The following is a 21,333-nucleotide window of genomic DNA, read 5'->3' as shown; positions in this document are numbered from 1 at the left end:
GGCATCAGGCTGATTCCGGTTTCCGATGCCGCCGCCAAAGACGGGGTTTTAAACATTAAAAACGCAACCGCCCAAGATATGCCCCGTGTACCGCGTGCCGCCCTCTTTGATGTGGGAGCGTGCCGAGGCGGCGGCAGGCGGTTTGGGCGACCCGCACACGGCGGCGGAAACCGCGTAAAAAATGCCGTCTGAAGCCTTCAGACGGCATTTTTGCGGGAAATATTTCCCCTGCCGCACACGCCGCCCCGCATAACCGGCCCGGCTTTATCCGCCATACCGCGCCTGCCCGCCCCTCATCGGGCATTGTCGGCAATTCGGGCAAAAAACCGCCGTTTGCTTTATAATTCCGTTTTACCCTTAAACCTCGAATCGGAGAAGACGATATGTGCGGCGTATTAGGTTTGGTCAGTCATGAACCCGTGAACCAGCTTCTGTACGACGGTTTGCAGATGTTGCAGCACAGGGGGCAGGATGCGGCGGGCATTGTAACGGCCGAAGGCGGCACCTTCCATATGCACAAAGGCAAAGGAATGGTGCGCGAAGTGTTCCGCACGCGCAATATGCGCGATTTGACCGGCAACGCCGGCATCGCCCATGTCCGTTATCCCACGGCGGGCAACGCGGGCAGCAGCGCGGAAGCGCAGCCTTTCTACGTCAGCTCGCCTTTCGGCATCGTTTTGGCGCACAACGGCAACCTCACCAACACTGCCGAACTGTATGAAAACGTGTGCAACAAACACCTGCGCCACGTCAACACCAGCTCCGATTCCGAAGTTTTGCTCAACGTCTTCGCGCACGAATTGCGCCGCGAAGTCTCCAAAAACGCCGATCCGCACCGGCTCAATATCGACAATATTTTCAACGCTGTTGCCGAAGTCCACCGTCTGGTGCGCGGCGCATACGGCGTGGTTGCCATGATTGCGGGCTACGGCATGGTCGCCTTCCGCGATCCTTACGGCATCCGTCCGCTGGCATTGGGTTCGCAAACCGACGAAGCAGGCAGAAAATCCTATGCCGTCGCCTCCGAATCCGTTGCCTTCAACGCGCTTGCCTACGATTTGGAACGCGACATCCGGCCGGGCGAAGCAGTATTCGTCGGCTTTGACGGCACAATCATCGCCCGCCAATGCAGCGATAAGGCCAAACTCAGCCCCTGCCTTTTCGAATACGTCTATTTCGCCCGCCCCGACTCTGTGATTGACGGTGTATCGGTTTACCAATCGCGCTTGGATATGGGCGTGTCCTTGGCGGAAAAAATCAAACGCGAGCTGCCCGTGGACGACATCGACGTCGTGATGCCCATTCCCGACACCAGCCGCCCCAGCGCGATGGAGCTTGCCGTCCACCTCAAAAAGCCTTACCGCGAGGGTTTGATTAAAAACCGCTATATTGGCCGCACCTTTATTATGCCCGGTCAGGCGACGCGTAAAAAATCCGTGCGCCAAAAACTCAGCCCGATGGAAACCGAATTTGCAGGCAAAAGCGTGTTGCTGGTGGACGACTCCATCGTGCGCGGTACGACCAGCCGTGAAATCGTCGAAATGGTACGCGCGGCGGGCGCGCGCAAAGTCTATATCGCCTCCGCCGCGCCCGAAGTGCGCTATCCCAATGTGTACGGCATCGATATGCCCACGCGCGAAGAGTTGATTGCCAATGGGCGCAGCGCGGCGGAAATCGCCGCCGAAATCGGCGCGGACGGCATCGTGTTTCAAGACTTGGGCGATTTGGAAACCGTCGTCAAAGCACTCAATCCGAAAATCGAATCCTTCGATTCGTCCTGTTTCAACGGCATTTATCAAACCGGCGACATCGATGATGCCTACCTCGACCGCCTGTCCGCCGAGAAATCCGGCTGCGGCGGCCTGAAAATCCACCCGAGCAGGATGGAACACAGCATCAGCATCAGCGATGCGGGCGACGAAGAATAAGACTTCCCAAACCGCGATGCCGTCTGAAATCCGAACGTTGGGTTTTCAGACGGCATTTCCCATATCGGCATCACATTTCCCATTTCATCCGCACGCAATATGAGTACCGAAACCAAAAACTACATCACGCCGACCGGCTGGCAGGCATTGAAAGACGAGCTGTATCAGCTGGTCAACAAAGAACGCCCCGAAATCGTCCAAATCGTCAACTGGGCGGCAGGCAACGGCGACCGCAGCGAAAACGGCGACTATCTTTACGGCAAACGCCGTATGCGCGAAATCGACCGCCGCATCCGTTTCCTGACCAAGCGTTTGGAAGCTGCCGTCGTCGTCGATCCCGAATTGCGCGAAGCGACCGACCAAGTGTTTTTCGGCGCGACGGTCGGGCTGTTGCGCGGCGACGGGCGCGAGCAAACCGTCAAAATTGTCGGCATCGATGAAATCGATACCGCGCAAAACAAAATTTCTTGGATTTCGCCGTTGGCTCGTTGTCTGATTAAAGCGCGTGAAGGCGACGAAGTGGTTTTGAACACGCCGGAAGGGCGTGAGGAAATTGAAATCCTTTCTGTCGAATACATCAAAATCGACTGATCGAGAATGCCGTCTGAAACGGCACAAACGCGCCGTTTCCCAAATAAAGGAATACCGAATGAGGAAAATCCGCACCAAAATCTGCGGCATCACCACACCGGAAGACGCAGCGGCCGCCGCAGCGGCAGGTGCAGATGCCGTCGGGCTGGTCTTTTTCCAAGGCAGCAGCCGGGCCGTCGATATTGCCCGCGCAAAAGAAATCGCCGCCGCACTGCCGCCGTTTGTCAGCGTTGTCGCCCTTTTCGTCAACGAAAGCGCGCAAAACATCCGCCGCATCCTTGCCGAAGTGCCGATACACATCATCCAATTCCACGGCGACGAAGACGACGTATTCTGCCGCCAGTTCCACCGCCCCTATATCAAGGCCATTCGTGTTCAGACGGCATCAGACATCCGAAACGCCACCCACCGTTTTCCCAACGCTCAGGCACTGCTGTTCGATGCCTATCACCCTTCGGAATACGGCGGCACCGGACACCGCTTCGACTGGACGCTGTTAGCGGAATATTCGGGCAAACCGTGGGTGCTTGCCGGCGGGCTGACCCCTGAAAACGTCGACGAAGCCATCCGCATCACCGGAGCGGAAGCGGTCGACGTATCCGGCGGCGTGGAAGCGTCTAAAGGCAAAAAAGACCCCGCCAAAGTTGCCGCCTTTATCGCAACCGCCAACCGCCTATCCCGTTAAAGCAACAAAAATTGCCGCCGGAATGACTTATAGTGGATTAACAAAAACCAGTACGGCGTTGCCTCGCCTTAGCTCAAAGAGAACGATTCTCTAAGGTGCTGAAGCACCAAGTGAATCGGTTCCGTACTATTTGTACTGTCTGCGGCTTCGTCGCCTTGTCCTGATTTTTGTTAATCCACTATAATCTAAAAAATTTATGTTATTAAATCAGTAATTTCTGATGAATTTTGAAAACCTAATCCCGTCATTCCCGCGCAAGCGGGAATCCGGCTCGTTCGGTTTCGCTTGTTTTAAGTTTCGAGTAACTTCCACTTCGTCATTCCCGCGCAGGCGGGAATCCAGTGCGTTGAGTTTCAGCTATTTAGAATAAATTTTGAAACTCTAATCGCGTCATTCCCACGAAAGTGGGAATCCAGTTTTTTGAGTTTCAGTCATTTCCGGTAAATTGCCTTAGCATTGAATGTCTAGATTCCCGCCTGCGCGGGAATGACGAATCCATCCATACGGAAACCTGCATCCCGTCATTCCCACGAAAGTGGGAATCCAGTTTTTTGAGTTTCAGTCATTTCCGATAAATTGCCTTAGCATTGAATGTCTAGATTCCCGCCTGCGCGGGAATGACGGCGGAGCGGTTTCTGTTTTTTCCGGTAAATACCCACAAGCTAAAACCCTGTTATTTTCACAAAAACAGAAAACCAAAAACAGCAACCTGAAATTCGTCATTCCCACGAAAGTGGGAATCTGGTTCGTTCGGTTTCGCTTGTTTTAAGTTTCAGGTAACTTCCACTTCGTCATTCCCGCGCAGGCGGGAATCCAGTGCGTTGAGTTTCAGCTATTTAGAATAAATTTTGAAACTCTAATCGCGTCATTCCCACGAAAGTGGGAATCCAGTTTTTTGAGTTTCAGTCATTCCCGATAAATTGCCTTAGCATTGAATGTCTAGATTCCCGCCTACGCGGGAATGACGGCGGAGCGGTTTCTGTTTTTTCCGGTAAATACCCACAAGCTAAAATCCTGTTATTTTCACAAAAACAGAAAACCAAAACAGCAACCTGAAATTCGTCATTCCCACGAAAGTAGGAATCCAGTTTTTTGAGTTTCAGTCATTTCCGATAAATTGCCTTAGCATTGAATGTCTGGATTCCCGCCTGCGCGGGAATGACGGCGGAGCGGTTTCTGTTTTTTCCGGTAAATACCCACAAGCTAATATCCTGTTATTTTCACAAAAACAGAAAATCAAAAACAGCAACCTGAAATTCGTCATTCCCACGAAAGTGGGAATCCAGTTTTTTGAGTTTCAGTCATTTCCGATAAATTGCCTTAGCATTGAATGTCTGGATTCCCGCCTGCGCGGGAATGACGGCGGAGCGGTTTCTGTTTTTTCCTGTAAAGACCCACAAGCTAAAATCCTGTTATTTTCACAAAAACGGAAAACCAAAAACAGCAACCTGAAATTCGTCATTCCCACGAAAGTGGGAATCCAGTTTTTTGAGTTTCAGTCATTTCCGATAAATTGCTTTAGCATTGAATGTCTAGATTCCCGCCTTCGCGGGAATGACGAATCCATCCGTACGGAAACCTGCATCCCGTCATTCCCACGAAAGTGGGAATCTAGGACGCAAAATCTCAAGAAACCGTTTTACCCGATAAGTTTCCGCACCGACAGACCTAGATTCCCGCCTGCGCGGGAATGACGACGGAAATCTTGTTTATATTGAATCAAAAAAACCTGCACCTTAATCAGTTGGCGGTTTAGTCCGACTTTTGGGGTGCAGATCAAGCTTTCAGACGGCATTTCCTTTAAAACTTCATTTCAAGCGCGAGGCTGAAGTTTCTGCCCGGTGCGGCATACCTTCCATAGTTGCTGTCTTCGCTGCGTCGGTTTGCCGTGCTTTCCGCAGTCTGGCGCAAGGATTCCCAAGTAACGTAGCGGTAGTTGCCGATATTGTAGATAGCCGCCCTCAAGGTCAGCCGTTTTTTCAGATTCAGATAAGCGGAAACGTCTGCCGTTTTCCAAGAAGACGTAACCCTTCCTGCCGAATATCGTTTTTGATCGCCTGCCAGATAAGCAAGTTCATCAGGGTTTTTCCCTTTGGAATAGGTCAGCATAATGTTTGCGCCCCATTTCCCCTCGGGCTGGTCGTATCCGAACCCCAAAACATAACGCGACGGCTGTACCGCATCCAAAGCATAGCTGCGGAGGGACAAGTCCGGCCGGTTGGATACCGATTTCGGTTTGATGCGGTTGTACGCCAAAGTCGTGTACAAACCTTCGGGCAGTTTGCCGTACACGCCGTTCCAGTCGATTTTTCCCAATATATTAATGCCTTGGAGCGACATATTTTGGGCATTGTAATAATCGCGTATATCAATCTCTGTCAATCGTCCTGTTGAATCCGGCAATTTGGTTTTTTGATCGGCAACGGCAATCATATCGGTATAACGGTTGCGGAAGCTGCTGATTTCCAAAAAGCCGAAGTCGCCCTTCCACTGCAAACCGATTTCGCGGTTGGCTGCCTTTTCCGATTTCAGGGCGGGACGCTGCCAGCCTTTCGGATAATCGTGATAAATATCTATCCCGAAAAGTTCTTGGAATGAGGGCGTTCTGAAGCCGCTGGAGGCGCGGTAAGACAAAGAAAAATGCCGGTTCGGTTTGAACACGATGCCGCTGTTCCACGAACGGTTAACATACCGCCCGCTGCGGACGAGTTCTTCCCGCGTGGTAAAGTTTTGCCGGTCGTACCTGCCGCCCAAGCTGAAATCAAAATATTTGCCGATTGAAAAACGATTGTTCAAAGAAATGTGGATATTGCTGCCGTTGATTTTTCTTGGCACGCATTTGCGGGAACGCAGGGTTTCGATGTAGCCGCAGACCGACCCTTCGACGACTTCGGGCTTGCCCAAACGGTACTTATCTTTATCGTCGTCGGTGTACTCCCCCGTGTGTTCCGAAATCCTTGCCGCATTGTGGGAAAGCTGTTCAGGACGGGAGACCGCTTTGGAAGCATCGTAACCGAAGCCCAAGGTCAGATGGTGTTTCGTCCATTTGTTTTTCAGCGACTTCTCAAACGAGGCATTCAAAACATTGTGCTGTTCGCGGTAGTGGAAACGGTCGCTGCTGTCGTAGGAATACGGTTTGTCTGCCGACGCGCGGCAGGATTTGTCCACGGAAGGATACACGGCGCAATTCAGCTTCAGCGCGTTGTTGTCGGTTGCCACGCCCTGTTTGTCAAACGACAACACCGCCTTGTCCGCCCAGTTGTCCGAGTATTTCTCATTTTCATAACGATACAGCAAACCCATACGGCGGCGGCGGTGATGTTCGTCGATAAATTTGGTGCGGGAATATTTCAAACCTATGCCCTTGACCAAATTTTTATCGCCTTTCCACTCTTCTATATTCGGCACAAAATACAAGCCGTCGCGGAAATCGTCGCCGTCGTACACCCCGCTCTTGTCGCTAAACTTTTTCGACTCGTCCGTACCGTAATACTGTTTTTCCGTCATATCGCGGATGTCGTAACGCTGTTTGGTATCCTCAAACACGCCGCCGACATAATGCCTGCCGCCGAAGCGGTAGCCCAGCTTGGCAAGCCAAGAGCCGCTGCGGTAATCCATCGGATCGGGCAATATCCTGCCGCCGCCCGTGTACGATTGGGCGGACAGGTTTTCGTGGCGCGCCTGCGCCTCCCGCACCATCGCTTCTTCTTCTGCACTTAAAGGCTGATTGTTTTTCTTACGTTCTTCCACCCAGCGGTTGAGCTGGTTTTTCAAATATTTCCCGTTGCCCGCCAATTTTGCCACGGGCTTGGGTTCACGCTCGCCCTCCGCCAGGAAATATTCCGCCTTTTTATTCGGATTCTGAATATCGTATGTCTGGCGGAACGCATCCAAACGGTCTATGCCGTATTCCACCCCGTCCGCAATATCGCCGTGCGGGCGCGTTTCCCGCCCTTGGCGTTCGGTTCGGATGAACAGCCCTTCCCAACCGTCTTTGCTGAAACCCGCGCCGAGCGACTTCATAAATTGGCGGTTTTTACTGCCGTAGGCGGTTTTTGCCTGTATTCCCCAGCTTTTTCCGTCTGAAATCAAATCCGCCGCCTCTTTGGTGCGGAAAGCGACCGCGCCGCCGAGTGCGCCGCTGCCGTGATCGGACGAACCGGCGCCTTTGTCGATTTCCACCGTGCTGATGTTTTCATATTCGATTTCGTTGATTGCACCGCTGCCGCCGCGTCCGCCGTATCCGCTCAACGATCCCTGCACGGTAAACGCCTGTATTTGGGCAACGCCGTCAACCGAAACCGCCACACGGTTTTTATCCACACCGCGTATCGAGTAGCCGCCGCTCGCGCCGTTGCCCTGTTCGACAACCGCCACGCCCGGATCGTAGCGCGTCAGGTCGCGGATACCGAGTACCTGTTCTTTGTTCAACGTTTCCGACGTTTTGACGATTTTGCCCAAACCGGTCGCCTCTTTCGATCGCCGTCCCACTTTGGCGGCACGGACGGTAACCTCTTTCAATGATTGACTTTGCGCCGCCGTTTCAGGGTTTGCCGCATAAGCCGGAAAAGCGGTTGCAATGGCCAAGGCAGTCAGAGTAAGCGGAAAACCGTGTTTCTTATTCATTTTTCCACCTCTTTATTATCTTTCTTCGCGCCGAATACCACGCCGAATTGGGGTTTAGCTTCAGGTTCTAACTGTTCGCCAACACCAGCTTCAACTTCATTTTCAACTTCATTTTCAATATCTTCAGTTATGTCAAGAGATTTCTCATCCTTATTGAAAATAGTGCCGCCCAATTCCGCCGCCTGCGGGCCGTAAAATCCTCCTTCTACACGAAGATCACTAGCTTGGAAGGTTTTGGGGTCGGTCGAACCATTTCCCGAAAGATTGATGCCGTTATCCCGAGTGCGTGCTGTTGCGTAGAAACCGTTGCCCTCAATCTTGCCGTTTTCAATATGGAAAGCAGGTTCTACACCGTTTTTCTCCGTCAGCGTTCCGGAAATCGATTTCCCGCCAAAATCAACATCAAACTCTGCTTTTGCCGCTTTATCCGCCTGATTATCCCATTGAATGGGTTTGCCGATACGCGCTTCCCAAGTGCCGGTATAATGCGCCGTTCCGGTTTTTGGAATCTCGGCTTCTGCCGTGCGGATGCCTTTTAAAAAGAGGTCGATGTCCCTGCCTTTAGGGGCTTCCGGAACGTGCGGGATGCCGTCTGAACCGCCGCCGCCTTCTCCTGCCGGCGATTCTTCTTCGGATTCTTCAGCTTCTTCGCCCTCCTCTTCTTCGATTTCCTCTTCATCAGCTTCTTCGTTTTCGCCGTTATCATCTTCGGAAACTTCGTCTTCTTCGCTGCCTTCGTCTTCTACGGCTTCGTCTTCCGTGCTACCTTCTTCATCGCCGATTTCGTCTTCGCCTTCTTCGCCTTTATCAATACTCGAATCCTCTTCGCCCTCCTCTTCATCCTGCGCCTTTGGTTTACTTGCCGGGCGGTCGGTTTTTATCCGTCCGAGTTTCACATAGGTCAGAAAATCGCAACAAGCACGGACGGTCATTTTCCTGCCGTCGGCAAGATTGATGATTTGTTCTTGGTTTACCAAAGGAATTTCACGCCCTTCGACAAGAAGTTTGTCGGGATGACCAAGATCGGGCATAGAGGAAATGGCAAACGGGCGGGGATTGTTATCACTTGCCTCGTCAACGGAAATTTTCAGAGAATCCAAGATTTTGGTGTGTTTTCCAGACGGCATAGCAGGATTTGTGCCTGATGCGTCTGTTTTTTGTTTGCCTGCGAATACGCCAAATACGCTGTTGTCGTTACTGATAAACCGTCCGGCAAGCTCTTCTCCCTTATCGCCGAAAAAACCGCCCTCAAGCCGCTGATCAGCATTGGTATGGAAAAACAAATGCTCCTTATTGGCATGGTTTTTCGCTAAATCAGGATTGACACTGGCACTGCCGGTAAAGCGGTTGCCGTCCAATGTTGCGGTAATGTTGTAAATGGTCAGCGGTTTTTTGGGCTCATTTGGATTACTTTTATTTTGCACATACTGATTTTTAATCAGCTTGCCATTCAGGGTTTTGTTATCAAAATCAACCGTATATTCAGCAGGATGCTTTTCCCTGTCGTCGGCATCCCTAGCCTCATAAGAAGCTGCCCCAATTTCATTACCATAATATGTGGTATAACCCAAATCCATACTGGAAACCGCCTTACCTGTCCGATGACGTTTGGCATCGGTCATATATTGCCAGTTACCGGAATATTGCACCGTTCCCGCGCTCGGTAAAGATTGGGAAGGATGTTCTCCGGAATAATATACAAAACCGTCATAACTAAATCGGTTAACAAACTCCTTACCATCAGAAGTCTTTTCTTTTTCATTCTCCTTTCCTTCCGCCTTGGTAAACACATAGCCCGCACGGACAAATTGATATTGATATTTTTCTTCTTCTTTTTGCGATGTGATAACCTTCACATCAGGATACCGTTCGTTGATTTTCTTTTTAAGTTTATCGGCCTGTTCTTGCGGCGTACCGTCCAAAAACAGGATATCCTCCTCTTTGAGCGGCAGATACTCCTCTGCCTGATGCTTGTCGGGAATTTCCGTACCGTCTTTTTTATAGGAAGCGATATTCCGCCTTGGCAGCCGCATTGCCGCACCAACGGCGGGCTGGTTGACCGGCGTGGTTTCTTTAGAAGGTTTGGCAGGAGCCGGAGCGGGCTTATCCGCAGGATTGGACGGTTTGAAACCTGCCGGGGTTTGCTCGGTCGGCGTTGGTTCGGCAACAGGCTGCACGCCGAAATTGCCGCCGATACAAGATGCCAAAAGTAAGGGCAATAAGGCGATGCCGCCATAATTCGGTTTACACATCCCTACTATTTTCCATATTTGATTAATAATAATTATCATTATATTAATATGTGCAGATAACATCAAGCCGTTTTTTAACAAAGATATTCCCGATTAAAACAAAATGCCGTCTAAAACCAAGTTCAGACGGCATTTTTGCGTCGGCCCCGACAGGGTTTGAAGCCGTAGGGGAATCAGATTGTCCTTTAAAGGTTTACAAACCCAGTTCCCGCAGGAAGCGGATGTCGTCCTCGCCGTTTCAACACACAGCCGCCTAGAGGCGGCTGAGGGACACTGGGGGGCGGTGCTTCCCCGTCTGTCGGTTTCAACACACAGCCGCCTAGAGGCGGCTGAGCCTCCAAGCCGTTGATGCTTCGGGCGTGCGTCTGTTTCAACACACAGCCGCCTAGAGGCGGCTGAGCTTGTTCATGTTTCTGCCTTTCAAAGGTTATTTTGTTTCAACACACAGCCGCCTAGAGGCGGCTGACCGATATGCCGCACACTCGTTGGTTGGTTTTGTTGTTTCAACACACAGCCGCCTAGAGGCGGCTGATTATGCGTCGCCCCGATGCTCGATTGTATCTATTGTTTCAACACACAGCCGCCTAGAGGCGGCTGACTATGATAGGACAAATTCCGACTATAAATGGGACGTTTCAACACACAGCCGCCTAGAGGCGGCTGATCTACAATCAGGGACAGATTGCCGACCACGGAACGTTTCAACACACAGCCGCCTAGAGGCGGCTGATCCAAGCGGAGCATCGAACAAAACCGCCGATTATGGTTTCAACACACAGCCGCCTAGAGGCGGCTGAGGCGAAATAAGCGTTTTTCAGCGCGGCGAAGACGGTTTCAACACACAGCCGCCTAGAGGCGGCTGATCCTGCTCTGTTGTTTTTAAAACGTTGTTCAAAAAGTTTCAACACACAGCCGCCTAGAGGCGGCTGATACGGTCTCAATGCAGTTGTTACTATTAAGACAAGGTTTCAACACACAGCCGCCTAGAGGCGGCTGATACGCTTTTAGGTTCGGGGCATACGCCGTCAACTGTTTCAACACACAGCCGCCTAGAGGCGGCTGATTCCTGCTGCGCCGTGGGGGTCGGTATGGTTTTTTGTTTCAACACACAGCCGCCTAGAGGCGGCTGAGTCCTAGATAGGCTACAAGCTGCTTTGCATGTGTGTTTCAACACACAGCCGCCTAGAGGCGGCTGAAGTGGTTTATTGTTTCTTGGATATAGGGCTTGATGTTTCAACACACAGCCGCCTAGAGGCGGCTGACCTTGGCTGCCGCTGCGTTGACTACGGCTGCGCTGTTTCAACACACAGCCGCCTAGAGGCGGCTGACCTATTTAACAGAGGACGACTACCGCCCCCGTATCGTTTCAACACACAGCCGCCTAGAGGCGGCTGAGCCTTTAAAGACGCTTAAATCAACTTCTAGTGCTAGTTTCAACACACAGCCGCCTAGAGGCGGCTGAGAACGCCGTATTTATCGAAAAAGGTTTTTTCATGGTTTCAACACACAGCCGCCTAGAGGCGGCTGAGTTTGCTGCGTATCTGTAACCGGTTTCTTCAATACGTTTCAACACACAGCCGCCTAGAGGCGGCTGACAAATATTTCCGCCCGGCACCCATTCCCGCGCCGGTTTCAACACACAGCCGCCTAGAGGCGGCTGACGCCCACCACTGCCAACATTGTTTGACTGGCAAAGTTTCAACACACAGCCGCCTAGAGGCGGCTGATACCAAAGCCGCCGAGATAATTGTTGATTTCGTTGTTTCAACACACAGCCGCCTAGAGGCGGCTGAGTGGGCAGCGAGGCGGTGGTGGTATTTGTGGCGGGTTTCAACACACAGCCGCCTAGAGGCGGCTGACCCGTATTGAGCAACGCGCCACCGAACTGCTGGCGGTTTCAACACACAGCCGCCTAGAGGCGGCTGAATCTTCGTGCATCGTGAATGACAACCAATCTATAGTTTCAACACACAGCCGCCTAGAGGCGGCTGAGCTTGCTCCTCTAGGTTTGCGGGGCGGCTAAAATTGTTTCAACACACAGCCGCCTAGAGGCGGCTGAAATTAAAGTAGTATCTTATATATTTCGTCCCTAAGTTTCAACACACAGCCGCCTAGAGGCGGCTGAGCTCCCAAGGCAACGCATTTGGCAGCTCTACTACTGTTTCAACACACAGCCGCCTAGAGGCGGCTGACTTGAAAATGTTATTGATTATTTCTCTTTTTTCTGGTTTCAACACACAGCCGCCTAGAGGCGGCTGAAGCCTCTTCCGAAAGCCTTACTACATCAGGCTTCGCAGCCCCGACTTCGCCAAACTCCCGAAAAAAGCACAAACATGAGTATAGCACAGCCTTATCCGCCATATCCACATTTGCAATATCCTGATTGTTAAAGAACAACCCAGATTCGCCAACCCTGCCGCATTTTTATGGGAACAACAGGTTGGCGATTCACACAATCAGCGTGTCCTTAAATATATCGACCGCCGGTTTTGCGCCGTGATGCTCCACTTTGCGCCGCCATTTGCTGCCCAGGTGGTAAAAGCGCAGGCTGTCTGTTTCGGGGTTGTAGGTTTTTAAAAGTTTGTCTTTTAAAACTACCCATTGGTCGGGTGCGATGTCGCATTCGAACACGGAATACTGCACGCGCACGCCGTAGTCTTGGCACAGTTTCGCTACGCGCCGCAGCCTTGCCTGCCCTTCGGCATTTTCCAACGAAATATCATAAGTTATCAACATCAGCATTTTCTTGTCCCTCCATGCCGTCTGAAGCCGGTTGCGTTCAGACGGCATACCCGGCTACCTCATCAAAAACGGCGGATATGCCGCCAAATCTCCGCGCAGATGCCGCGCCAAAAGCATAGCTTGAATATAAGGCAGCAAACCGATTTCCACTTCTTCGCCCAAAAACGGATGGGTGATTTTTTCCTGCTTTTTCGCCTGCAAAGACTGGAACAAAAGTTTGCGCGCATCGGCTTTTAAGCTCACTGCCCCGCTTGCCCCGACGACAAAATCCTGCGGCTTGATTTGCCCGCGGTTAATCAGCGACAGTACCAGCCTGTCCGCCCACCACGCGCGGAACTCTTCCAAAATATCCTGTGCAAGGCTGTCGCGCCCGGGTCGGTCGGCGTGCAGAAAACCCACCTGCGGGTCCAGCCCCACGCCTTGCAACGCACCGCTGATGTCCTTGCCCAAAATACTGTATAGGAAAGAAAGCAGCGCATTGACACCATCTCTTGGCGGGCGACGGTTTCTTCCGTCAAAAGCAAACCCGCTTTCTGCCTTAACCAACTGCCCGAACACGCCGAAGTAACGTGCCGCCGCATCTCCTTCAATCCCGCGTATCAAATCCAAACTGTCTGCCCGTTTCAACTGCTGCAAAGAGAAATTCAGCGCGGCAACCGCCGTCTGAATGTCCGCATTGCCGCCGTGGTTGCGAATCTGCCGCTGAAGCACCCGTTTGCCTGCTTGAATCTTCGCCGCGATGATATTGCGCGCAATCGGCACGGGATTTTGTTCCGACATCCGATACTGCGCCCGACGCAGCAGCACATTGCCGCTTTGCCGCCCCTGCAACCGCCCCAAGAAACGTCCGTTTTCGGTAAAAAACGCCAGATTCACATTATTCTCGCCGCAAAACCCCAGCAAAAACGGCGACACCAGCACGTTGCCGAAACAGAAAATATGCCCGATGGAATGCACCGGCAATTGCGCCACCTTCTTACGTTCCTGCTCCACCACCAGCGTTTCCCGCTCCTTATGCAGATAGCTGCCTTGCGTGGTGATATACAGCGTGTTTTGCAGTTTGCGCATAAGGTACTCCTTCATTTTTATTGCATTTCTAAACAGATGGTTTGGGACGGGTGAAATCTGCCGATGCAATGTCGAAAGCACCGACAACTGATAATATTTGGGGCTGTACTAGATTAGCCCTAAATTCCACACCAATCCCGTAGGATTTTTAGCTGCCGGGACGGTGTGCCGAAGTTAAATCGAAATTCGCATTCTTTCAAGAACAGCGGGAAAGATTTACGATCGATTCCGTTGTATTTTCGCAAGACGCGTTTTGACTGATTCCAAAAGTTCTCAATGCCGTTAATGTGGTTTTGACGGTCTGCAAATTCCTTGGAATGGTTGATACGGTAATGGATAAAACCGCTCACGTCCAACTTGTCGTAGCTGCTCAGACTATCGGTATAAACAATACTGTCCGGCATGATTTTCTTTTTGATGACAGGGAGTAACGTTTCAGACTTGGCATTATCTACGATAACGGTATAGACCCGTCCGTTGCGTTTCAGAATGCTGAAGACAACCACTTTTCCTGCCGCACCGCGACCACGTCTGCCTTTACGCCGTCCGCCGAAATAGCTTTCGTCCAGCTCGACAGGGCCCTCAAAAACCTCATCGGCAGCCAAGGCCAAATGATAATTGATAACCGTGCGGATTTTACGGTAGAACAGTGCTGCCGAATTGGGATGGATACCCAAAATATCGGCGGCAGAACGGGCGGTAACTTCCAGCACAAAAAAACGGAGCAGTTCTTTCTGTACTTTTTTCTTTAATTTGCAGTGTGTTATCTTCATACTTTGAGGGTAACATATCTGCTAATCTAGTACAGCCCCTAATATTTTATTGAAACCGATAAGGAAAGCACCTTCGAACTGCATTTTAAGAAAATCTAAAGGGCAACAAAATTCCATTATAGGCAAAACATCTTTCCAGACATCAAAATACGGAACATATAGGAAGTTCGGTTTGCCTTATTCCTGTCCTTGTATGAACAGAAATAACGGCGGCTTGTATTTCCTATTCCGGATTGACCACCCGATTGGCAACCGTATCCGCCCCTACCCCGTCAAACGTAATGTTTATCTTACAACAAAATTTTCATTTAATTGATATGAATCAAAATAATCCACTGTATTTATTTAAAAATGTAATAAACTTTTATTTAATTAAAATAGATATGAATAGAGGGATGAAACCGGGTGTCAGCCAAGCCGTACCGGATGCTTTTCCCGAACGCCGGGCGTTGATGCCGGTATGGGGCGGATTGCCGTGCCGTCCGTGCGTTGGCAGCAGCTTTGGCGGGAACAGGCGGAAACGGTTTTGCGGGAAGCTGCTTTAGCTTATCCGCATATTCCGTTTTGCGCCAACCACTGCGGCTTCTGCCGCAATGCTTGGAAAGGCGGCTGCAGCCGGGTTTGCACCGACAAAATCATTGCGGAGCCGGAATCCGTCAAGGAAGCGGCAAAATCCGTGCCGTCTATTTCGGCGGCGGTACGCCTACCGCTTTGCCGACCGGAGATTTGGTGCGCCTGATACGCGCGTGTTACCGCCGCCGCTTTGATTGACGACCGGAACACGCCGTCAGAACAGATATTTTCCGTAACCGGCCGAACCTGTCCCAATACGCAAATGCCGTCTGAACATACTTCAGACGGCATTTGCCGATATTTTTTCCGCAGCTTCTATGCCCTCTTTCGAGGACAAGGCGGAATAATGTGCGCTGCTCGGGGCCTGCATGCCGTCTGAAGCGGTGCAGGCGGCATTGTTGCCGTTGTACCCGAAATCTTCCGCCGGCAAAACATCACGTCAGCTATTTTGAAAGCGACCGGCGCAACGTCATCCTTTGAACTGCCAAACAAAATGCCGTCTGAAACCTGTTCGGACGGCATTTGCGTAAAGTTCGGCAAGAAAAACTACAAACCCAGTTCCCGCAGGAAGCGGATGTCGTCCGCCCAACCGGATTTGACTTTGACCCAGACCTTCAAAAACACTTTGGTATCAAACAGTTTTTCCATATCCAACCGCGCCTCGGTGGAAATCTTCTTCAAACGTTCTCCGCCTTTACCGATTAAAATCGCCTTTTGGCTTTCTTTGTCGACCAAAACGGCGATATAGATGCGGTTTAAACCGTCTTCCTCTTCAAACTGCTCCACTTCGACGTTCATCGCATAAGGCAATTCCTCGCCCAAATAGCGGAACAATTTTTCACGCACGATTTCCATCGCTAAAAAACGCGCCGATTTGTCCGTAACCATATCTTCGGGATACATCGGCACGCTTTCGGGCAGATACGGCTTAATCAGCTCCAACAGGTTGGCAATCCGCAATCCGTGTTTCGCACTGACCGCCTCCGCCGCCGCAAATTCAAATTCGGCGCGCACTTGGGCAACAAACGCCTCCAGCGCGTAACGGTCTTTCGCCTTGTCCTTGTCGATTTTGTTGACCACTAAAATGACCGGCGTGTGTTTGGGCAGTTGTTTCAACACGACGCGGTCGGCATCGGTAAAGCGCATCGCCTCCACGACGAAAACCACGGCATCCACACCGCCGAGCGCCTCGGTAACATTTTGATTCAGCCTGTCGTTGAGCGCGTTGCGGTGGTCGGTTTGAAAGCCGGGCGTATCGACAAACACGAACTGCGCGGTATCGTCGGTATAAATCCCCGTTACACGGTTGCGCGTCGTCTGCGCCTTTTTGCTGGTGATGCTGATTTTCTGACCGATTAGATGATTCATCAGCGTTGATTTGCCCACGTTCGGACGGCCGACAATCGCTACGAAGCCGCAACGGTAACCGTCGGCGGCGCGTTCCCCTGCAAGGAAGGTTTCAATATCCATATTCGCTTTCGTATCCATATGTTCAGACAGCATATTTACGCGCCGCCTTATTTCTTTTTCTTCTTCAGCGGCAGCTTCTCTTCCAGCCATTTCAAAGCCTCTTTCGCCGCTTCCTGCTCCGCCGCCTTGCGGCTCGTCCCTTTGGCGCGGCATACGAAACCCAGTTCGCCCAAATCGCAGGAAATCACAAACATACTGTCGTTGGCATGGCCGATTTGCTCTTCGATACGGTATTTCGGCAAGGCGAAACGGCGCGCCTGAAGCGCCTCCTGAAGCGCGGTTTTCGCGTCTTTTGCCTGATTTTGGAAATCGGCGCGCCGGACGCGGTCGGCAAACAAATGGCGCACCACCTTTTCCGCCGTGTTGAAATCCGCATCGAAGCTGACCGCCGCAAACATCGCCTCCATCGCGTCCGCCAGTATCGAAGGCCGTCTGAAGCCGCCGCTCTTCAACTCGCCCGCCCCCAAGTACAGGCCGTCGCCGACATTCATTTCCGCCGCCATTTCCGCCAGCACGCCCTCATTGACCAAACTCGCCCGCAACCGCGACAACTCGCCCTCGGTCAACTTCGGAAACGCGTCAAACAGCATCCGCGCCACTGTATAATTCAAAATCGAATCGCCGACAAACTCAAACCGTTCATTATGTTTCGTATGGCAGCTTCTGTGCGTCAAAGCCTGCCGCAAAAGCGAAATATCGCGGAACGCGTAGCCCAGTTTCTTCTGTATCGCCGCGTGTGCCTGCTGTTTCAAAACATCGTCTTTCATTACCGTCTTCCGCAAAAAACAGCCCGAATGCGTTTCCATACTCCAAAAATACAGAAACACCTTAAGGCTGCAAACGGCGCACATTGTACCACCAAACCGCCGCCGTCTGCCGACAACGCGGGAATCGTGGTAAAATCCGTAAGTTTTCCCCCAACGTATTCCCGTAATGAACGCATTTGCACAAGCACTTTCCTCGGCACTCGACCGCTGTATCGCCACCAACACCGTCGCCAAACAAAACCGGCCCGTCGGCTTCCTCTACCGAGAAGCCCCCGTTTTTGAAAACGACAGCGGCTGGCGTTTCTTCAGCGGCGACGAAACCGACGAATATACCGACGATCCGGACAACTTCAGCATCGTCAGCCTCGCCGAAATCACCAAAACCAACCCTGAAACCGCCGCACTGCTTTCCCAACCCGAAGGCAGCGCGTGGGAATTGGCAGAAGACGGCACATTCCAAACCGTCGCCGACTGGCAACCTAAGGACTGACCCTTCAGACGGCATTCCGAAACCTCCGAATACCAAAGGACACCCAATGAACACCATCGCCCCCAACCTTGACGGAAAACACCTCCGCATCGGCATCGTACAGGCACGCTTCACCAACGAAATCGGCAGCGAAATGCTCAAAGTCTGCTGCCGCACCCTCCAAGAATTGGGCGTGGCAGACGAAAACATTACCGTCGCCACCGTACCCGGCGCGCTTGAAATCCCCATCGCGCTGATGAACCTTGCCTCTTCCGAAAAATTTGACGCACTGATTGCCATCGGCGTCGTCATCCGTGGCGAAACCTACCATTTCGAGCTGGTTTCCAACGAATCCGGCGCAGGGATCGGCCGCATCGCACTCGACTACAACATCCCGATTGCCAATGCCGTCCTGACCACGGAAAACGACGCGCAGGCAATCGAACGGATTGAAGAAAAAGCCTCGGATGCCGCCAAAGTCGCCGTCGAATGCGCCAACCTCGTCAACCTTCTGCTCGAAGAGCAGTTTGAAGACGAAGAATAACAAACAGGGCGTACACCGATACGCCCTTTCCGCTTCAGACGGCATACCGTGCCGCCCAACCGTTTCAAGGAAAAATCATGAAAACAGCCCGCCGCCGTTCCCGCGAGCTTGCCGTACAAGCCGTTTACCAATCCCTTATCAACCGCACCGCCGCGCCCGAGATTGCTAAAAACATCCGCGAAATGTCCGACTTTGCCAAGGCAGACGAAGAATTGTTCAACAAACTTTTCTTCGGCACGCAAACCAATGCGGCAGAATACATCCGGCAAATCCGCCCGCTGCTCGACAGGGACGAAAAAGACCTCAACCCCATCGAACGCGCCGTCCTGCTGACCGCCTGCCACGAACTGTCCGCTATGCCCGAGACACCCTACCCCGTCATCATCAACGAAGCCATCGAAGTCACCAAAACCTTCGGCGGTACGGACGGGCACAAATTCGTCAACGGCATCCTCGACAAACTCGCCGCCCAAATCCGCCCCGACGAGCCCAAACGCCGTTGATATGTCGGATTAAAATCAGAAATACACAAATGCCGTCTGAAAAACCTTTCAGACGGCATTTTGCTTGACCGTTCGATCAATGTTGGCCGGTTTGGTTTTTGACGGCATCGGCCAGTTGGTAGGCTTGGGCACCGGCGGCATCTGATTATTTTGAAATTGCCATTTCAATGACTTGCTCAACATAGTTGTTTTCCAAATCAATCAAGTCTCCTTTTTTTTGATTTGATTTTTTTAGTTCATTATATGCATAAAAAATGACGATTTTCTTCCCTTCACAAAATAAATGTCTGTCGGATTTATTCATCATATACATACTTTCATTCCTTACGATGCCTTCACCATCTATAAAACTAAAACTATTCGGTATATTTCTTCGTTCCATTCCCGCTTCATATATTGACGATATCACTCCGGAAACGCTTCTGGTGATAATCTGTCCGGAATCAATATTACTCCACCATTCCTCTGATGCAAATAAGCCTTTGTCTTTTTTGATGCCAAAGATACTTTCGTCATTTAATGATAATAATCTTGTCTTTTCAATAAATTCTTTTTCTCTTTTCATGACTTTTTTAAAATCATAGATTAAATACATATCATCATCTAAATTTAAATAGCTCATTTTATATCTCCAATTTTTTCAAAACTGAACCGTCCAGCCGATTTCGCCGCCCGCGCGCATCGGGACAAGTTCGCCGTCGCCGTAGGGGACGCTTGCGGGGACGGTTTGGCTTTGTTTGATAAGGGTAATCGTGTCGGTATTTTCGGGAATGCCGTAAAACCTTGCGCCGTTTTTTGAGGCGAAGGCTTCGAGTTTGTCCAACGCGCCTGCTTTTTCAAATACTTCGGCGTAAAGCTCGATGGCGGTCATCGCGCTAAACATACCGGCGCAGCCGCAGGCGTTTTCTTTGGCGGATTTGGCGTGCGGCGCGGAATCTGTGCCGAGGAAGAATTTGTGCGCCTTTTCGCCGGTAACGGCGGCGACCAATGCCTGACGGTGGGTTTCGCGTTTGAGGACGGGCAGACAGAAATGATGGGGGCGCACGCCGCCGACCAAGAGGTCGTTGCGGTTGAGCAGGAGGTGTTGCGGGGTCACGGAGGCGGCAACGTTGTCGCCTGCTTCCAAAACAAGGCGGGCGGCTTCGGCGGTGGTGATGTGTTCGAACACGACTTTCAGCTCGGGCACTTGCGCCAAAACGGGTTTCATCACGCGCTCGATAAAGGCGGCTTCACGGTCGAAGATGTCGATTTCGGGGTCGGTTACTTCGCCGTGAACGAGGAACAGGATGTCCTGTTTTGCCATTTCTTCCAATACGGGGATGAGTTTGAACAGGTCGGTTACGCCGGAATCGGAATTGGTCGTCGCGCCGGCAGGATAGAGTTTGAAGGCGACGATACCGGCGGCTTTGGCTTCGCGCACGAGTTCGGGTGTGGCGTTATCAGTCAAATAAAGCGTCATCAGCGGCTCAAACGCACTGCCTTCGGGCAACGCCGCCATAATGCGCACTTTGTAGGCAAGCGCGTCGGCTACGCTGACGACGGGCGGTTTAAGGTTGGGCATAATGACGGCGCGCCCCATTTGGCGGGCGGTATAAGGGGCAACGGTTTTGAGCGCGTCGCCGTCGCGCAGGTGCAGGTGCATATCGTCGGGGCGGATGATGGTCAGGGTTTGCATAGGTGTTCCTTTTTAGGTTTTGGCTGCGTTTGAATACCCGGTCGATTCCATCCGTTTGCCGGGGGAAAGCCGGTTATTCCGTCTGGTCGGAAACCGGTTCCATTGGATGAAAGGCATTTTGTCCGACTGATTGGGTTGCATCAACGGAATCTTCAAACACAGCCTTTAGATTTTGATTGTGCTTGAGCCTTGCTTCTTTGCCGACGGCAAGGCGGTTAACAGTCATTCCGGAACAAATCGGCGGCGATACGCCCGAAATGCCGGCACTGCACGCCGGACGGTTTGTTTTTGAAACGGCACGCGGCACATACGATATTCAAAAACAACGCCGTCGGGCGGGACATCCGCATTTCAGACGGCATTTATTTGTGTTGGACGACCAACGTGAATACGCCTTCCTGCTCCGAAGCATCCAGCAGGATATGCCCGGTTTGGCGGCAAAAAGCCTCAAAGTCCCCCGGCGCGCCGCCGTCGGTCGCCAAAACGGTCAACACCTCGCCCTGCCGCATTTGCGCCAAAGCCTTTTTCGCCCGCAAAATCGGCAGGGGACATTTCAATCCGGTTACGTCTAAAGTTTCGCTGTTCATCGTTTGTACCGTTTAAAAAATGGGAATCGGGGGGAGATTATACCCCGGTTGCTTGCAGCCCCCTTTGCCAACCCATAAAA

At 51.7% G+C, this 21,333-nt stretch carries 21 protein-coding genes, 1 pseudogene and 1 CRISPR repeat array; of the genes and pseudogenes, 7 read left to right on the top strand and 15 right to left on the bottom strand.

Annotated features, from left to right (window positions below):
• Positions 1 to 48: 48 nt before the first annotated feature.
• Entirely contained in the window at positions 49 to 237 is a 189-nt protein-coding gene (locus tag FGL10_RS00680) for a hypothetical protein (protein WP_003707888.1), read from the bottom strand.
• 146 nt (positions 238 to 383) lie between these two features.
• On the opposite strand from FGL10_RS00680, the gene purF reads away from it, so the two are divergent.
• The 3 genes from purF (at position 384) to FGL10_RS00665 (ending at position 3,204) form a co-directional block, all read left to right on the top strand.
• Positions 384 to 1,928: an amidophosphoribosyltransferase gene (gene purF, locus FGL10_RS00675; protein ID WP_003713816.1), complete on the top strand. Its 1,545-nt coding sequence runs from the start codon at positions 384 to 386 to the stop codon at positions 1,926 to 1,928.
• Positions 1,929 to 2,027: 99 nt separating this feature from the next.
• Positions 2,028 to 2,519, top strand: a complete 492-nt coding sequence (gene greB / locus FGL10_RS00670; protein WP_003707882.1) for a transcription elongation factor GreB — start codon at positions 2,028 to 2,030, stop codon at positions 2,517 to 2,519.
• Positions 2,520 to 2,577: 58 nt separating this feature from the next.
• Positions 2,578 to 3,204: a phosphoribosylanthranilate isomerase gene (locus FGL10_RS00665; RefSeq protein ID WP_003707880.1), complete on the top strand. Its 627-nt coding sequence runs from the start codon at positions 2,578 to 2,580 to the stop codon at positions 3,202 to 3,204.
• A gap of 1,639 nt (positions 3,205 to 4,843) precedes the next feature.
• Here the strand turns inward: FGL10_RS00665 and FGL10_RS11900 are convergent.
• The 6 genes from FGL10_RS11900 to FGL10_RS00615 form a co-directional block, all read right to left on the bottom strand.
• The gene (locus tag FGL10_RS11900) at positions 4,844 to 4,999 is read right to left on the bottom strand and encodes a hypothetical protein (RefSeq protein WP_155270578.1); all 156 of its coding nucleotides are present in this window, start codon (positions 4,997 to 4,999) and stop codon (positions 4,844 to 4,846) included.
• A 5-nt stretch (positions 5,000 to 5,004) separates the two neighbouring features.
• The gene (locus FGL10_RS00635) at positions 5,005 to 7,830 is read right to left on the bottom strand and encodes a lactoferrin/transferrin family TonB-dependent receptor (protein WP_003711392.1); all 2,826 of its coding nucleotides are present in this window, start codon (positions 7,828 to 7,830) and stop codon (positions 5,005 to 5,007) included.
• Positions 7,827 to 10,082, bottom strand: coding sequence for a transferrin-binding protein-like solute binding protein (locus tag FGL10_RS00630; RefSeq protein WP_036470643.1), 2,256 nt, complete (start codon positions 10,080 to 10,082; stop codon positions 7,827 to 7,829). Before FGL10_RS00630 ends, FGL10_RS00635 begins: the two co-directional genes overlap by 4 nt.
• A gap of 235 nt (positions 10,083 to 10,317) precedes the next feature.
• A CRISPR array of direct repeats spans positions 10,318 to 12,341; the repeat unit is 32 nt; unit sequence GTTTCAACACACAGCCGCCTAGAGGCGGCTGA.
• 189 nt (positions 12,342 to 12,530) lie between these two features.
• Entirely contained in the window at positions 12,531 to 12,824 is a 294-nt protein-coding gene (cas2, locus tag FGL10_RS00625; protein ID WP_003714710.1) for a CRISPR-associated endonuclease Cas2, read from the bottom strand.
• 54 nt (positions 12,825 to 12,878) lie between these two features.
• Positions 12,879 to 13,892, bottom strand: coding sequence for a type I-C CRISPR-associated endonuclease Cas1c (cas1c, locus tag FGL10_RS00620; protein WP_036470737.1), 1,014 nt, complete (start codon positions 13,890 to 13,892; stop codon positions 12,879 to 12,881).
• Positions 13,893 to 14,011: 119 nt separating this feature from the next.
• Positions 14,012 to 14,665 carry an IS1595 family transposase gene (locus tag FGL10_RS00615; protein ID WP_036474973.1) on the bottom strand — a complete coding sequence of 218 codons (654 nt, stop codon included), beginning with the start codon at positions 14,663 to 14,665 and terminating at the stop codon, positions 14,012 to 14,014.
• A gap of 383 nt (positions 14,666 to 15,048) precedes the next feature.
• Here FGL10_RS00615 and FGL10_RS00610 point away from each other — a divergent pair.
• A pseudogene (locus tag FGL10_RS00610) lies at positions 15,049 to 15,421 on the top strand (heme anaerobic degradation radical SAM methyltransferase ChuW/HutW); the annotation flags it as partial.
• Between the two features lie 97 nt (positions 15,422 to 15,518).
• Here the strand turns inward: FGL10_RS00610 and FGL10_RS11895 are convergent.
• From FGL10_RS11895 to rnc, 3 genes are all read right to left on the bottom strand, one after another.
• Positions 15,519 to 15,668, bottom strand: a complete 150-nt coding sequence (locus FGL10_RS11895) for a hypothetical protein (protein ID WP_155270577.1) — start codon at positions 15,666 to 15,668, stop codon at positions 15,519 to 15,521.
• Positions 15,669 to 15,784: 116 nt separating this feature from the next.
• Entirely contained in the window at positions 15,785 to 16,708 is a 924-nt protein-coding gene (era, locus tag FGL10_RS00605) for a GTPase Era (RefSeq protein ID WP_025457366.1), read from the bottom strand.
• 47 nt (positions 16,709 to 16,755) lie between these two features.
• Positions 16,756 to 17,475, bottom strand: a complete 720-nt coding sequence (gene rnc / locus FGL10_RS00600; protein ID WP_013449307.1) for a ribonuclease III — start codon at positions 17,473 to 17,475, stop codon at positions 16,756 to 16,758.
• Positions 17,476 to 17,641: 166 nt separating this feature from the next.
• Here rnc and FGL10_RS00590 point away from each other — a divergent pair, with 166 nt between their 5' ends.
• The 3 genes from FGL10_RS00590 to nusB all read left to right on the top strand — a co-directional run bounded on the left by FGL10_RS00590 (position 17,642) and on the right by nusB (position 18,991).
• Positions 17,642 to 17,965, top strand: a complete 324-nt coding sequence (locus FGL10_RS00590) for a DUF2185 domain-containing protein (protein WP_003709638.1) — start codon at positions 17,642 to 17,644, stop codon at positions 17,963 to 17,965.
• Between the two features lie 46 nt (positions 17,966 to 18,011).
• Positions 18,012 to 18,488 (top strand): 6,7-dimethyl-8-ribityllumazine synthase, encoded by a 477-nt coding sequence (gene ribH, locus FGL10_RS00585; protein ID WP_003709640.1) that lies wholly within the window; start codon positions 18,012 to 18,014, stop codon positions 18,486 to 18,488.
• Between the two features lie 77 nt (positions 18,489 to 18,565).
• Positions 18,566 to 18,991, top strand: coding sequence for a transcription antitermination factor NusB (gene nusB, locus FGL10_RS00580; protein WP_002214168.1), 426 nt, complete (start codon positions 18,566 to 18,568; stop codon positions 18,989 to 18,991).
• 145 nt (positions 18,992 to 19,136) lie between these two features.
• Here the strand turns inward: nusB and FGL10_RS00575 are convergent, their stop codons facing one another.
• The 5 genes from FGL10_RS00575 to FGL10_RS00560 form a co-directional block, all read right to left on the bottom strand.
• The gene (locus FGL10_RS00575) at positions 19,137 to 19,613 is read right to left on the bottom strand and encodes an immunity protein RhsI2 family protein (RefSeq protein ID WP_003709645.1); all 477 of its coding nucleotides are present in this window, start codon (positions 19,611 to 19,613) and stop codon (positions 19,137 to 19,139) included.
• Positions 19,614 to 19,631: 18 nt separating this feature from the next.
• Positions 19,632 to 20,666: a dihydroorotase gene (pyrC, locus tag FGL10_RS00570; RefSeq protein WP_003709646.1), complete on the bottom strand. Its 1,035-nt coding sequence runs from the start codon at positions 20,664 to 20,666 to the stop codon at positions 19,632 to 19,634.
• Between the two features lie 73 nt (positions 20,667 to 20,739).
• Positions 20,740 to 20,892, bottom strand: coding sequence for a hypothetical protein (locus FGL10_RS00565; RefSeq protein WP_003709648.1), 153 nt, complete (start codon positions 20,890 to 20,892; stop codon positions 20,740 to 20,742).
• Positions 20,882 to 21,028 carry a hypothetical protein gene (locus FGL10_RS12405; RefSeq protein WP_003709650.1) on the bottom strand — a complete coding sequence of 49 codons (147 nt, stop codon included), beginning with the start codon at positions 21,026 to 21,028 and terminating at the stop codon, positions 20,882 to 20,884. Before FGL10_RS12405 ends, FGL10_RS00565 begins: the two co-directional genes overlap by 11 nt.
• Positions 21,029 to 21,253 (bottom strand): sulfurtransferase TusA family protein, encoded by a 225-nt coding sequence (locus FGL10_RS00560; protein WP_003709651.1) that lies wholly within the window; start codon positions 21,251 to 21,253, stop codon positions 21,029 to 21,031.
• Between the last annotated feature and the right edge of the window lie 80 nt (positions 21,254 to 21,333).

Origin of the sequence: Neisseria lactamica (genome assembly GCF_901482445.1) — a bacterium.
Lineage (GTDB): Bacteria > Pseudomonadota > Gammaproteobacteria > Burkholderiales > Neisseriaceae > Neisseria > Neisseria lactamica.
Note: the sequence above shows the minus strand (reverse complement) of the source record. Positions and strands in the feature narration are given on the sequence as shown.